Origin of the sequence: Novispirillum itersonii (genome assembly GCF_014205675.1) — a bacterium.
Taxonomy (GTDB): Bacteria; Pseudomonadota; Alphaproteobacteria; order Rhodospirillales; family Rhodospirillaceae; genus Novispirillum; species Novispirillum itersonii_A.
Window position 1 is genome coordinate 117533 of the sequence record NZ_JACIIX010000008.1, and the last position, 12694, is coordinate 130226.

The window sequence follows — 12694 nt, forward strand, 5'->3', positions numbered from 1 at the left end:
AGACCTGCGGATCAGGGGAGGGGGAAAGGAATGGGGGCGACCGAAGCCGCCCCCATCGTCATCGACGGTCAGCCTTCGTAGTGTTCGGCGACCAGATCGTTCAGCAGGCGCACACCGAAGGCGGTTGCCCCCTTCGGCACCACCGGCAGGTCCTTATTGGTCCAGGTGGTCCCGGCAATGTCCAGATGCGCCCACGGGGTATCGTTTTCGATGTAGCGCTTCAGGAACTGGGCGGCGGTGATGGAGCCGCCGTTACGGCCATCCCCGACGTTCTTCATGTCGGCGATGTCAGACTTGATCAGCTTGTCGTAGGCATCGCCCAGCGGCATGCGCCAGACCTTCTCACCGGTGGCCTGCCCCTTTTTGAACAGCTTGTCGGCGAGGTCGTCGCTGTTGGTGAACATCCCGGCATGCTCGCCGCCGAGGGCAACGATGATGGCGCCGGTCAGGGTGGCGAGGTCGATGATCGCCTTCGGCTTGTGCTCACGCTGGGCGTAGGTCAGCACATCGGCCAGCACCAGACGGCCTTCGGCGTCGGTGTTGATCACCTCGATGGTCTGGCCGCTCATGGAGACGACGACGTCGCCCGGGCGCTGGGCATTGCCGGACGGCATGTTTTCCACCAGACCGATCAGGCCGACGACGTTGGCCTTGGCCTTGCGGCTGGCCAGCGCGTGCATCAGGCCGGTGACGACCCCGGCACCGCCCATGTCCCACTTCATGTCTTCCATGCCACCGGCCGGCTTCAGGCAGATGCCGCCGGTGTCAAAGCACACGCCCTTGCCGACGAAGGCCACCGGGGCTTCGCCCTTGGTGCCGCCGGTCCATTCCATGATCACGGTCTGGCTTTCGCGGACGGAGCCCTGACCGACGCCGAGCAGGGCGTGCATGCCCAGCTTCTTCATCTCTTTTTCGCCGAGGACCGTCACCTTGACGCCCAGCTTTTCCAGCTTCTGGCATTCCTTGGCGAATTCCTCTGGCCCGAGGATGTTGGCCGGTTCGCTTTGCAGGTTGCGGGTCAGGAACACCCCTTCAGCGACGGCGTCCAGCGGGGCGAAAGCTTCCTTGGCATCCTTGCCGATGTCGCTGGCGACGGTGAAGGTGGTGACCTTCGGCTTGTCGTCCTTCTTCTCGGTCGCTTCGGAGCGGTACTTGTCGAAGCGGTAGGAGCGCAGCAGCGCCCCGAACCCGATCCGGGCAGCGGCTTCGGCGGTGGTGACGGCGGCACCGTCGATACCGTCGAGGGCGAACAGCACTTCGTCATCCTGGGTGGCGACGGCGGCGGCATAGGCCGCGCCGCCGATACGTTCCCACGCCGCGACATCGGCCTTGGCGGCATCGCCCAGCCCGACGACGACCAGACGGGACAGGGTGGTGCCCGCCGGGGCAAGGACGGTCAGGGTCTGTTCGGCCTTGCCGTCAAACTTGGCGGCCTCCAGCGCCCGCGACAGCGCGCCGTTTCCGGCGTCGTCAAGGGATTTGGCGGCGGCGGTCAGGGTGCGGTCGGCCAGAACGCCGACGATCACGGTGCCGGTGGCGGGCAGGCCGGATTTGGCAAAACGGATTTTCATGGTCGGGAAGTCTCCTCAGTGGACCGGCGGCAGAACGGGCCGGTCGGGACACGTCCGGCAGATCTGGCGGTCTGCCGGAGAAAAACAGCTCGGACAGGACTCTAATGCTTTTCCCGACAATGAAAAGGGGGCGCGAAGCATAACAGCATCGCGCCCTGCACCGGGGATCTGGGCGGAAACCTATCCGAAAGGTTAGTTGAGCAGGGCCGACACCGCCGACAGGGTGGTCTGTTTGTCGGGATTGGCGATCATGTAGACCGCCTGAAGGTGGTGCCCCTGCGCCATAAAGCCGAGGATGTCGGTGCGGTCGGGGCGGATCACCACCGCGCCGGGGGCGCCGTTGATCAGGCAGGGCACCACGCGGGCCCCGGCCCCGGCCTTGCGGGCCACGCCAAGGGTAAAGCGGCTGATGGCATCGGGGCCGTGGATCGGGTTCAGGGCGGCGATCACCTTGCCGCCGCCATCGGACAGCAGCACCGCGTCGCTGGTGAACAGCCGCACCAGCCGGTCATAATCGGCGGTGTCCACCGCCCGGGCGAATTCCTGCGCCAGATGGCCGATGGTGCGGGCCTGCACCGGCGACACGGTGGCCGGTTCGGTCCCCACCTTCAGGCGGGCGCGGTGCACCAGCTGGCGGCAGGCGGTGGCGGTGGTCTGAAGCACCGGCGCGATCTCGGCGTAATCCATGTCCAGCACATCGCGCAGCAGGAAGGCGGCGCGCTGGTCCGGCGTCAGCCGTTCCAGCACCACCAGAAAGGCATAGGACAGGGTTTCGCCCCGCTGATCCGCCGGAAGCGGGCCGGGGGTGGAGAGGGGGGACGGCAGAGGGGCGAGGTCGGGTTCCGGCAGCCAGTGGCCGACATAGTCGGTGGCGGCCCGTTTCCGCGCCCGCAGCCGGTCCAGCGCCAGACGGGTGACGATGGTGGTCAGCAGCGCCTGCGGCGACCGGACCGGCTGATCCCCGTCCGCCGCCACCGCCCACTTCAGCCAGGCATCCTGAAGGACATCATCAGCGTCACTGAAGCTGCCGAGCAGGCGGTAGGCCAGCATCCGCAGGCGTGGGCGTTCCTGCGTATAGGTGGTCAGGGCGGGGACGGCGGGGGACATGGCGGGCTCCGGTGTCAGGACTCAGGCGGCGCTGTGGTCCGGCTGGGCATGACTGTACCCGGCCCGGCCAACCCGGTTCCAGGCATTCATCATGGCGGTGATCATGATCAGGGTGCCGATATCCTGTTCCGGGTAATGCAGCCGCAGCCGGGCCAGACGGGTATCGGTTTCCGCCTCGTCCATGCCCCGGGTCAGGCCGTCGGCCCAGCCGATCGCCTCCTTCTCGGCATCGGTCAGCAGCGGGCTGGCCTGCCAGTCATCCCCGGCCATCAGGGTCAGGGTTTCGGCAGGGATGCCGTCTTCGGTGCCTTCCCCACTGTGCTTCTCAATGCAGAACAGGCAACCGTTGAGGTGAGAAATCTTCAGGTCCATCAGGTGCTTCAGGCGCTTGCCGAAGCGGGTTTTGTCCAGCATCAGGGTCACGGAATACAGGGTGGTGGCCAGCACCGGATTGGTGGCGCGGATGTCAAAGCGGGTGGTCAGGGCAGTCATCGGGGATGATCCTTGTGACAGAGGAGACCGCCGGAGGAAGCGGCCTTTCACCGGTCAGACGCGCCGGGCAGGGCCGGTGTGACAGGCCCGGTGAAAAAAACGGAAATTCCCTGAAAAAATCATGAGCATACTGCCGGAGAGTGCGGTATCCGGGGGCACCGTGTGCTATACTGAAACCACCGGACGTAAGGAGGTATACCGTGTCCAAGGTCTTGAACCGGTTGCGGATGGGCGTGGCTGTGGCCCTGCTGGCGCTGGCGGCGGGAACAGCCGGGGCGCAGGCCGCTGACTACACCTGGATCAACGATCCTCCGCCGGGTCTGGTCGGAACCTGGGTGATCCGTGGGCAGTCGTGCGCGGATGAGAACAGTCAGGTGCTGATTTTCTCCGACGGCGGATACCGTTGGCGGCAGACGCGGACGGAATGGGGCTTCGCCCGTGGCCGCTTCAGCTGGGACCGGGGCAGCCCCAACACCTTCTTCCGGGTGCAGCGCTTCGTGCAGCAGGAAGACCCGGACTTTCAGTTTATCGTCACCGGGCCGGAAATGCGGAAATACACCTTCGGGTCCGGCAAGGTGACCTATTATGACCGCTGCCCGGACCAGAAGGGCTGAGCGATGTCCTTCCGCACCCTGCGGACCTTCCGGGCGATTGGCCGGTGTGGCAGCTTTGCCGCCGCCGCCCGCCAGCTTGGCCTGACCCAGTCAGCGGTCAGCATGCAGATCCGGGCGCTGGAAGAGCATGTCGGCACCGATCTGTTTGACCGCAGCCATCACCGCCCGCGCCTGAACAGTGCCGGGCGGCTGGTGCTGGAACGGGTGGAAGACCTGCTGGATGCCTACGACCGGCTGGGGGATGGACTGGGCGGTCAGGCGGTGCCGGATGGGCCGCTGCGGATCGGGTCGATTCAGACCGCGCTGGTGGAGGTGATGCCGCTGGTGCTGCGCCGGGTGCAGAGCGATTATCCCGGCATCCGCCCCACGGTGTTGACCGGCCTGTCGGCGGAACTGGTGGCGCGGCTGGATCAGGGCGAGTTCGATATGGTGGTGGTGACGGAACCCCCTTCGCCGCCGCCGCAGTGGCTGGAATTCACCCGGATCCGGCAGGAGCAGTTTTATGTGCTGGCCCCGGCCGGACACCCGGAACCGCCGCTGGCGGACGGGCCGGAGGATGCCCGCTGGCTGCGGTCTTTGCCTTATCTTCAGTTCGACCGCTCCGCCTGGGCCGGACAGCAGCTGGATGCGGTGATGCGCCAGCGCGGGCTGGATGTGCAGGCGACCATGCAGTTTGATTCCCTGACCGCCGCATTGGTGATGGTGGAAGCCGGACTTGGGGTCTCGGTGGCGCCATTGTCGGCGCAGCGGGTGCAGGCGGTACAGGGGCGGGTGCGGCTGATTCCTTTCGGGGATCCGCCGATGATGCGGCATGTCGGCGTCATGCAGCGGCGTGACCACCCCCGCCAGCAGGCGGTTGCGGTGGTGACGGGGATCCTGCGGCAGCTTGAGGCCGATCTTCAGAAAAATTGACGATAACCTTCATGATTATGAATTTTGCATGAAGTCTGTTCCGGCCCATAGTGGGGCATCCGGGCGGTGCCGTCCGGCTCCGTGGCCTGTTGCGAGACTCCCCCCATGATCGCCGTTCTGAATGCCCTGATCCCGATTGCCGTGCTGATCTTCTGCGGCTGGCTGCTGAAAAGCCGGTCCCTGCTGCCGGACGCCTTCTGGGGTGGTCTGGAAAAGCTGACCTATTATATTCTGACCCCGGCGCTGCTGGTGCATGTGCTGGCCGGGCCGAAGGCCGGGGGCAAGGCGGTGCTGCCTGCCCAGTGGGCCGACCTGATGACGGTGGTGTGGCTGACCCTGATCGGCTGTGCCGCCGGGCTGTGGGTGCTGGCACTGGTGTTCCGGCGCTGGAACCGGCCGACCTTCACTTCGGTGTTTCAGGGCGGGGTGCGGTTCAACACCTTTGTCGGGCTGGCGGTGGCCGATGGCCTGCTGGGGCGGGACGGCGTGGCGATGACCGCACTGGCCGCCGGGGCGATGATCGTGCTGATCAATGTGCTGTGCGTTGCCACCCTGACCCTTGCGGTCGGCGGCGGCGGCAGTCTGGCCACCCGTCTGAAGGTGATCCCGAAGGAACTGGTGCGCAATCCACTGATCATCGCCTGCCTGATCGGGGCGGTGTTTACCGCCACCGGTACTACGTTGCCGGTGTCGATAGACGGGGTGTTCAAGATTTTCGGCGATGCCGGATTGCCGATGGCGCTGCTGGCGGTGGGGGCGGGCATCCGCTTCGGGGGCGAAGCGCGGGCGGTGGGGTCGGAGATTTTGGCCTCGGCGGTGCAGTTTATCGCCAAGCCGCTGATTGCCTATGCGCTGGGGACCAGCTTTGGCCTGACCGGAACCGCACTGGTGGTCGTGGTGCTGCTGATGGCGCTGCCGACCGCTCCGTCGGCCTATATTCTGGCGCGGCAGATGGGGGGTGATGCCCCGGTGATGGCGCGGATCATTTCTGCCCAGACCGTCGGGGCCTTCCTGACCCTGCCTGTAACCCTGTGGCTGCTGGGGTTGACCTGACTGGGATGGGGGTCCGGTTAGGCCTGTTCCTCGCAGGTCCGGCGGATGCCATCGCGGTAATGCGACTGATAGTGCAGATGCAGGGTCAGGATGCCGCCGAAGATCAGAGCGGGGATGCCGATCGACATCAGGCCATGCGATGGCAGCAGCGACAGCATCACCACTGACAGGCTGATGCTCAGCGGCATTGCCAGCGCCAGCGCGCCGAGAAGAAGAACGGTCAACAGGGGCATGATACCTCTCTTTCGCGGGGGAACCGCTGCCCGGTACATGCAGGGCCGTGTACATACGGTGCGCCTGATTATGTCATCCTGCAAGCACGCTGTGCGTGTCACCCTGATGACATTTGTCAGTCTGTTGTTTTCGTGGAAACGCCTGAAGGCATGGGGTACCGTCAGCGGCACAGGACGGTGTCCGGAACAGGAGACGGCAGATGGGGCGATTCGGTTTTGGGCAGGCACTGCGCCGGGTGGAGGATGACCGGTTCCTGACCGGGCAGGGCCTGTATACCGATGATGTGACCCTTCCCGGGCAGGCCATTGGCTATGTCGTACGCAGCCCCTATGCCCATGGCGATATCACGGCGCTGGATGTGTCCGCCGCGCGGGAGATGCCCGGGGTGCTGGCGGTGCTGACCGATGCCGACCTGACGGCGGCGGGCATCGGCGGTCTGCCCTGTGTGGTCCGCCCGACCGGAACCAACGGCCAGAAAATGCCGGTGCCGGACCGCCCGGTGCTGGCCCGGGGCCGGGTGCGCTACGTTGGCGAGCCGGTGGCCTTTGTGGTGGCGGAAACGCTGGAGCAGGCCCGTGACGCCGCCGAACAGATTTTGCTGGATGTTGAGATCCTGCCCGCCGTGGCCGATCTGGTGGCGGCAGTGGCCCCGGATGCCCCGCTGCTGTGGCCCGATCACGCCCCCGGCAATGTGCTGACTGATTTCGCCCTCGGCGATGCGGCGGCGGTGGAGGCGGCTTTTTCCACCGCCGTGCACCGGGTGTCGCTGGATCTGATCAACAACCGGCTGGCCCCGACCCCGCTGGAACCGCGCGGGGCGCTGGCGGCCTACGATCCGGCTGACGGCAGCTATACCCTGCACACCGGCAGTCAGGGCTCGCACACCCTGCGGGACTGGCTGTGCCGTCTGGTGCTGAACCTGCCGCCGGAAAAGCTGCGGGTGGTGGCCGGGGATGTCGGCGGCGGCTTCGGCATGCGGCTGTTCCTGTACAATGAACAGGTGCTGGTGCTGGCGGCGGCGCGGCTGACCGGCCGCCCGGTCAAGTGGATTGCCGACCGGGGCGAAGGCTTCCAGTCCGACACCCATGGCCGCGACCAGCGCAACCATGCGGAACTGGCGCTGGATGCCGACGGGCGCATTCTGGCGCTGCGGGTCCGGTCGCTGGGCAATGTCGGGGCCTATCTTTCGCAGATGGGGGCCTTTGTGCCGACCATGGCGGGCACCTCGATGCTGACCGGGGTCTATCATGTGCCGGTGGCCTATGCCCATGCGCAGGTGGTGGTGACCAATACCGCCCCGGTGGATGCCTATCGCGGGGCTGGCCGACCGGAAGCCGCCTATGTGATCGAGCGGCTGATGGATGCGGCGGCCCGCCAGTTGGGCCTGCCACGGGATGAGATCCGCCGCCGCAATTTCCCGGCGGTATTGCCGTACAGGACCGCTTTCGGTCATGTCTATGACAGCGGCGATTTCCCCCGCCTGCTGGAAACCGCGCAGCTCCGCGCCGACTGGGCCGGGTTTGAGGCCCGGCGGGCAGAAGCCCGGCAGCGGGGCCGTTTGCGCGGGCTGGGGATCAGCTATTACGTCGAGGTCTGCGGCGGTGGCGGCGATGAAACGGCGCATCTGGAGCTGCACGCGGACGGCACGGCGACGGTGCTGATCGGCACCCAGTCGACCGGGCAGGGGCATGAAACCGCCTATGCCCAGATGGTGGCGGCGGAATTCGGCATCAGCCCGCAGGCGGTGCGGGTGAAACAGGGCGATACGGCGGTGGTGCCGACCGGCAAGGGCACCGGCGGCTCCCGCTCCCTGCCGGTGGGCGGGGCCTCGCTGTCGCAGGCGGTGGATACGGTGATTGCATTGGCCCGGCCGCTGGCCGCCGCCCGTCTGGGGGCGGCGGAAGACAGCGTGCGGTTCGAGGACGGGGTGTTTCTGGCCCCGGCCTCGAACGAAGGGGTGCGGCTGACCGATCTGGCGGTGGAGGCTCCGGCCGGGACCCTGAAGGCGACTTCGGCATGGAAGCCCCCGGCGGGCACCTATCCCAACGGCTGCCATCTGGTCGAGGTGGAGATTGACCCCGACACCGGCGCGACGGAGGTGCTGCGCTACACCATCGTCGATGATGTCGGGGTGGTGATCAATCCGCTGCTGCTGAAGGGGCAGGTGGTCGGTGGGGTGGCGCAGGGGCTGGGGCAGGCCCTGTGCGAAGGCGTGGTTTACGAGGCTGACAGCGGCCAGCTGCTGACCGGCAGCCTGATGGACTATGCGTTGCCCCGGGCTGACAATCTGCCTGACATCGACTTTTCCACCATCGAAATCCCCTGCACCACCAACCTGCTGGGGGTGAAGGGGGCGGGGGAGGCCGGAACCATCGGCTCCACCCCGGCGGTGATGAGCGCGGTGCTGGACGCGCTGGCTCCCTGTGGTATCACTCATCTCGATATGCCTGCCACGCCACTGGCGGTGTGGACTGCCCTTCAAACTGCGGGAACCCGTCCCTGATGTCTGCCTTTACCCCCACTGCCGCCACCCTGTCGGCCCTGACCGAAGCCCTGATCCCCGTGGTGTACGAGGCCGGGGCGGCGATCATGGAGATTTACGCCTCTGATTTCGCGGTGGAGCGGAAGGATGACCAGTCCCCGGTGACGGCAGCGGATGCGGCAGGGGAAAAGATCATCGTTGCCGCCCTGTCACGGCTGACCCCGGATCTGCCGGTGGTGGCGGAAGAGGCGGCAGCGGCAGGCGACATTCCGGATGTCGGCACCGGCCCGTTCTGGCTGGTCGACCCGCTGGACGGCACCAAGGAATTCGTGCGCCGCAACGGCGAGTTCACCGTCAACATCGGGCTGATCGTCAACGGTCAGCCGGTGCTGGGGCTGGTGCAGGCCCCGGCGCTGGGCACCCTGTATGCCGGATGGGTGGCGGAGGATGGCAGCCGTGCCAGCTTCCGGGAAACCTCTGCCGGGCGCGGTGAGATCCAGTGTCGGGTGCCGGGAGCGGAAGGGCTGGTGGTGCTGTCCAGCCGCTCGCACGCCACCTCGGAAGCGCTTCAGGCCTATCTGGCCGATAAGACCGTGGCCTCAATCACCAATGCCGGAAGCTCCCTCAAGTTCTGCCGGATTGCGGAAGGGGAGGCCGATCTGTATCCCCGCTTCGGGCCGACCTGCGAATGGGATACCGCCGCCGCCCATGCGGTGCTGCGGGCCGCCGGAGGCAGCCTGACGCAGGTGGATGGCAGCCCGTTCCTCTATGGTAAGGGTTCCGGGTTCCGTAATCCGCATTTCATTGCCCGTGGGGCGGTGTGATGGGCGCGGCGGTGGTCAAGGCAGCCAGCCCGGCTGTGCTGGAAGAAGCCGCAGCCCTGCTGCGGGACGGGCGGCTGGTGGCATTCCCGACTGAAACCGTCTACGGGCTGGGGGCCAATGCCCGCATCGATACGGCGGTGGCGGGGATCTTCGCCGCCAAGGGGCGTCCGCACTTCAATCCGCTGATTGTCCACGTGCCGGATATGCCTGCGGCGCTGGAACTGGCGGAGTTTGACGACCGCGCCCGGCGGGTGGCGGCCCGGTTCTGGCCGGGGCCGCTGACGCTGGTGCTGCCACGCCGGGCCGACAGCGGGCTGTCGCATCTGGTGTCTGCCGGGCTGCCATCGGTGGCCCTGCGGATGCCAGCCCATCCACTGGCGCAGGATCTGCTGCGCCGGGCCGGGTGCCCGGTGGCAGCTCCTTCGGCCAACCGGTCCGGCAGCATCAGCCCGACACAGGCGGCGCATGTGGCAAACAGTCTGGGGGACCGGGTTGACCTGATCGTTGACGGCGGTTCCTGTGCGGTCGGGGTGGAAAGCACGGTGATCGACCTGACCACGCCGCAGGCGGCGCTGCTGCGCCCCGGCGGCATCGCGCGGGAAGATCTGGAAGCGGAGCTTGGCCCGCTGGTGCTGTCCACCGATGCCGAGGACGCCCCGAAAAGCCCGGGCCAGCTGCTGTCGCACTATGCGCCATCCTGCCCGGTGCGCCTGCTGGCGGAGCGGGCGGAACCGGGCGAGGCCCTGCTCGGTTTCGGCGGAACGGCGGGCGCGGTACTGGATCTGTCTCCCGGCGGAAACCTGCTGGAAGCGGCGGCCAATCTGTTCGCCATGCTGCATCGGCTGGATGCTGAGGGTTGGCAGGGCATTGCCGTCGCCCCGGTTCCCGATGTCGGGCTGGGGCTGGCGATCAACGACCGCCTGCGCCGGGCGGCGGCACCACGGGGGTAAGCCATGGCAGAGGACACCCCCACCAGCCTGTGCCACCTGTTTGTAATGGTGGCCCCCGATGCGCCGGAGCGGACGGCGCTGGAAGAGGCCGGGCTGCGGGAGTCCTTCCGTCGGGAGCATCCGGGGCAGGGCACCCGCAATGTCTGCTACTGCTTTGACAATGCCTATCTGGAACTGTTGTGGGTCGAGGACCCGACTGCGGTGCAGTCCGCAGCGATCCGGCCCACAGGCCTGCATCTGCGGGCAGACTGGCGGCGCAGTAGGGCGTCTCCGTTCGGGGTTGGGCTGCGGCGCGGTCCCGGAGACCTGCCGCTGCCGGTCTGGGATTTTGCTCCGCCCTATCTGCCGCCTGGGATGACCATTCCGGTGGCGCAGGCCAGCTCTGATCTCCGTCAGCCGTTTGTTTTTCTGTCCCCCGGAGCCACCCGCCCGGATCAATGGACAGACGGCGGGGCCGGGCAACGGCAGGGGGCTGCGCAGATTACCGAGATTGGCGCGGTGGAGCTGACTGTCACGGCACCTCCGGATCCGGGGCTGGTTGACCTGCTGATGGCTGCGGGGATTCACCTGCGGCAGGGGCATGAGGCTGCCCTGCGGATGAGGTTGACCGGGGACGCGGGGGCAATCCAGTTGACGCTCCCTGATTTCAGGATAGCGCCAGTCCATCTGGAACAGGGCCGAAATAGGGCCGGATAGGGGGATTGGATTTCCCCCTCTTGTCCCGTGTTCGGTAAATGCCCTTAATCCTCGCGCAGGGTGGCGATGAAGGCGGCCACTTCCTGCTGGACATCGTGGGCCTGCCGTTCCAGCGATGACGCAAGGCTGAGCAGTTCGCTGGAGGCCTGACCGGTCCGGCGGGCGGCATTCCCGATCCCGTCCACACTGCTGGAAACCCGGGTAATACTGCCGCTGGCACCAAGGGCACTGTCGGAAATGGCGGTGGCAACCTCCCGCTGATCCCCGACACTGGCGGAAATGGCGCGGCTGCTGTGGTGCATGGTGCCGACGGTGCCGACAATGTGGGAGATCGCAGAGACCGCCTGCCCGGTAGCGGCCTGAATTTCACCCACTTTGCTGGCGATCCGCTCGGTGGCGTCGGCAGTTTCCAGCGACAGCTGTTTGACTTCTCCGGCGACCACGGCGAAGCCCTTTCCGGTCTCACCGGCGCGGGCGGCCTCGATGGTGGCATTCAGGGCCAGCAGATTGGTCTGCCCGGCGATGCTGCGGATCAGGTTGACGACTTCGCCAATCTGGTAGGCCGCCTCGGCCAGTCCTTCAATGTTCTGCTGGGTCAGTTCCGCTTCGCGGGCAGCCTGTTCCATCACGATACCAGACTGGCGGGCCTGTTCGGAAATGGCATGGACGGATGCCGAAAACTGGGCCATGGAGGCAGAGACGGTTTCGACATTGTCAGACGCCTCCTGCACCGCCGTTACCCCGATATTGGTCTGAAGGAAGGTGTCCTCGGCCGTTTCGGCCAGAGTACGCGCTGCTTCGGAAACCTGATCGGCAGACTGCACGAAGGCGTTGGCCAGAGCCCCCATCCGCTGCTGGAACCGGTCAGCGATGGCTTCCCGTTGTGCCCGCATCTGTCCGGCATGGGTGGCGGCGTTCTGTTCCTGCTCCTGCCGCAGATGCTCGCCGGCACTCAGCCGGTCGCGGAAAATGCGCAGGGTTTCGATCATGGTTCCTATCTCGTCACGGGAGGTCGCCTGCGGCAGGGCTGAGGTATAATCCCCATCGGTCAGACTCCGCATGCCAGAGGTCACCCGCTGGATGGCCAGAAGGATGCCCCGCAGGACCACAACGGACATCAGGGTCGTGACGAGAACCGTCAGCAGGGTCACTGTTCCAAGCTGGACCGTGGCGGCAGAGATGGCCTGCTGAACAGCGGTGATGCTGCTGCTTTCCTGCTGCGAGGAATGGCGCAGGCGCTCTTCCAGATCAGTCCGGATGATCTGATAGGCATTGTCCGCCGCCCGGTAGTATCCGGAGGCTGAGGCCGGATCATCGATCAGGTCAAAGGCATCGGCGACGCTTTTGCGGTAGCGGTCGTATTTGGTGGCCAGACTTTGGGTATCGGCGGTGGCGGTGGCGGTGTCGGCAGGGGGCAGGGCGGCGATAAGCGGCAGGGCCTGATCAAGAGTGCTGAGGGTTTTAGCGGCAAGATCGGCAATCCGTTTCTCCTCGACTCCGGCAGCCTGCCACATGGATGTCCGCAGCATGCTGGCGTTGGCGGTTTCTGCCAGATCAAGGATCTGCTGGATGCTGCGGTCTTTCAGGGCAACTTCGGTGACAAAGTCCATACGCTGCCCGATGGAGGAAAAGCTGTTGAGGGCGAGGGCGACAAGGGCCACGGCGCCGAGAAGTCCCGCTGCCGGAATTGTTATCAGTTTGAGGAGGAGGAGCTGTCTCATCGCTATGTTCCCTTCCCGTTCCGGGGGTGGTCCAGACA

General features: G+C 66.4%; 12 protein-coding genes. 7 read left to right on the plus strand and 5 right to left on the minus strand.

The features are described 5' to 3' along the window. Window positions 1–68 precede the first annotated feature (68 nt). The 3 genes from FHS48_RS11760 to FHS48_RS11770 all read right to left on the minus strand — a co-directional run bounded on the left by FHS48_RS11760 (window position 69) and on the right by FHS48_RS11770 (window position 3170). Entirely contained in the window at window positions 69–1571 is a 1503-nt protein-coding gene (locus FHS48_RS11760; protein ID WP_184263748.1) for a leucyl aminopeptidase, read from the minus strand. Window positions 1572–1763: 192 nt separating this feature from the next. Continuing rightward, a complete protein-coding gene (gene sigJ, locus FHS48_RS11765; RefSeq protein ID WP_184263749.1) occupies window positions 1764–2678 on the minus strand; it encodes an RNA polymerase sigma factor SigJ in 915 nt (304 codons plus the stop codon). A gap of 21 nt (window positions 2679–2699) precedes the next feature. Further along, the gene (locus FHS48_RS11770) at window positions 2700–3170 is read right to left on the minus strand and encodes a carboxymuconolactone decarboxylase family protein (RefSeq protein WP_184263750.1); all 471 of its coding nucleotides are present in this window, start codon (window positions 3168–3170) and stop codon (window positions 2700–2702) included. A gap of 200 nt (window positions 3171–3370) precedes the next feature. Here FHS48_RS11770 and FHS48_RS11775 point away from each other — a divergent pair, with 200 nt between their 5' ends. The 3 genes from FHS48_RS11775 (at window position 3371) to FHS48_RS11785 (ending at window position 5749) form a co-directional block, all read left to right on the plus strand. After that, the gene (locus FHS48_RS11775; protein ID WP_184263751.1) at window positions 3371–3784 is read left to right on the plus strand and encodes a hypothetical protein; all 414 of its coding nucleotides are present in this window, start codon (window positions 3371–3373) and stop codon (window positions 3782–3784) included. A 3-nt stretch (window positions 3785–3787) separates the two neighbouring features. Next, on the plus strand, window positions 3788–4696 hold the full coding sequence (locus FHS48_RS11780; protein ID WP_184263752.1) for a LysR family transcriptional regulator: 909 nt from the start codon (window positions 3788–3790) through the stop codon (window positions 4694–4696). Window positions 4697–4801: 105 nt separating this feature from the next. Further along, on the plus strand, window positions 4802–5749 hold the full coding sequence (locus FHS48_RS11785; RefSeq protein ID WP_184263753.1) for an AEC family transporter: 948 nt from the start codon (window positions 4802–4804) through the stop codon (window positions 5747–5749). 17 nt (window positions 5750–5766) lie between these two features. Here FHS48_RS11785 and FHS48_RS11790 read toward each other — a convergent pair whose 3' ends face one another. After that, window positions 5767–5982: a hypothetical protein gene (locus FHS48_RS11790; RefSeq protein ID WP_184263754.1), complete on the minus strand. Its 216-nt coding sequence runs from the start codon at window positions 5980–5982 to the stop codon at window positions 5767–5769. A 200-nt stretch (window positions 5983–6182) separates the two neighbouring features. Here FHS48_RS11790 and FHS48_RS11795 point away from each other — a divergent pair, with 200 nt between their 5' ends. The 4 genes from FHS48_RS11795 to FHS48_RS11810 are packed head-to-tail and all read left to right on the plus strand — an operon-like array spanning window position 6183 to window position 10935. Beyond that, entirely contained in the window at window positions 6183–8486 is a 2304-nt protein-coding gene (locus FHS48_RS11795) for a xanthine dehydrogenase family protein molybdopterin-binding subunit (RefSeq protein ID WP_184263755.1), read from the plus strand. Continuing rightward, window positions 8486–9289, plus strand: a complete 804-nt coding sequence (gene cysQ / locus FHS48_RS11800) for a 3'(2'),5'-bisphosphate nucleotidase CysQ (RefSeq protein ID WP_184263756.1) — start codon at window positions 8486–8488, stop codon at window positions 9287–9289. Before FHS48_RS11795 ends, cysQ begins: the two co-directional genes overlap by 1 nt. Then, the gene (locus FHS48_RS11805; RefSeq protein WP_184263757.1) at window positions 9289–10239 is read left to right on the plus strand and encodes an L-threonylcarbamoyladenylate synthase; all 951 of its coding nucleotides are present in this window, start codon (window positions 9289–9291) and stop codon (window positions 10237–10239) included. The genes cysQ and FHS48_RS11805 overlap by 1 nt, the downstream gene beginning before the upstream one ends. Window positions 10240–10242: 3 nt before the next feature. Continuing rightward, window positions 10243–10935: a VOC family protein gene (locus FHS48_RS11810; protein ID WP_184263758.1), complete on the plus strand. Its 693-nt coding sequence runs from the start codon at window positions 10243–10245 to the stop codon at window positions 10933–10935. 44 nt (window positions 10936–10979) lie between these two features. On the opposite strand, the gene FHS48_RS11815 is transcribed toward FHS48_RS11810, so the two are convergent. Then, window positions 10980–12656, minus strand: a complete 1677-nt coding sequence (locus FHS48_RS11815) for a methyl-accepting chemotaxis protein (protein WP_184263759.1) — start codon at window positions 12654–12656, stop codon at window positions 10980–10982. Window positions 12657–12694 lie beyond the last annotated feature (38 nt).

Excerpts from the sequence above, each read along its gene's own strand:
- cysQ (WP_184263756.1), top strand. The coding sequence starts at position 8,486 with ATGTCTGCCTTTACCCCCACTGCCGCCACCCTGTCGGCCCTGACCGAA.
- FHS48_RS11815 (WP_184263759.1), bottom strand. The coding sequence starts at position 12,656 with ATGAGACAGCTCCTCCTCCTCAAACTGATAACAATTCCGGCAGCGGGA.
- FHS48_RS11790 (WP_184263754.1), bottom strand. The coding sequence starts at position 5,982 with ATGCCCCTGTTGACCGTTCTTCTTCTCGGCGCGCTGGCGCTGGCAATG.
- FHS48_RS11760 (WP_184263748.1), bottom strand. The coding sequence starts at position 1,571 with ATGAAAATCCGTTTTGCCAAATCCGGCCTGCCCGCCACCGGCACCGTG.
- FHS48_RS11780 (WP_184263752.1), top strand. The coding sequence starts at position 3,788 with ATGTCCTTCCGCACCCTGCGGACCTTCCGGGCGATTGGCCGGTGTGGC.
- FHS48_RS11770 (WP_184263750.1), bottom strand. The coding sequence starts at position 3,170 with ATGACTGCCCTGACCACCCGCTTTGACATCCGCGCCACCAATCCGGTG.
- FHS48_RS11805 (WP_184263757.1), top strand. The coding sequence starts at position 9,289 with ATGGGCGCGGCGGTGGTCAAGGCAGCCAGCCCGGCTGTGCTGGAAGAA.
- sigJ (WP_184263749.1), bottom strand. The coding sequence starts at position 2,678 with ATGTCCCCCGCCGTCCCCGCCCTGACCACCTATACGCAGGAACGCCCA.
- FHS48_RS11810 (WP_184263758.1), top strand. The coding sequence starts at position 10,243 with ATGGCAGAGGACACCCCCACCAGCCTGTGCCACCTGTTTGTAATGGTG.
- FHS48_RS11785 (WP_184263753.1), top strand. The coding sequence starts at position 4,802 with ATGATCGCCGTTCTGAATGCCCTGATCCCGATTGCCGTGCTGATCTTC.
- FHS48_RS11795 (WP_184263755.1), top strand. The coding sequence starts at position 6,183 with ATGGGGCGATTCGGTTTTGGGCAGGCACTGCGCCGGGTGGAGGATGAC.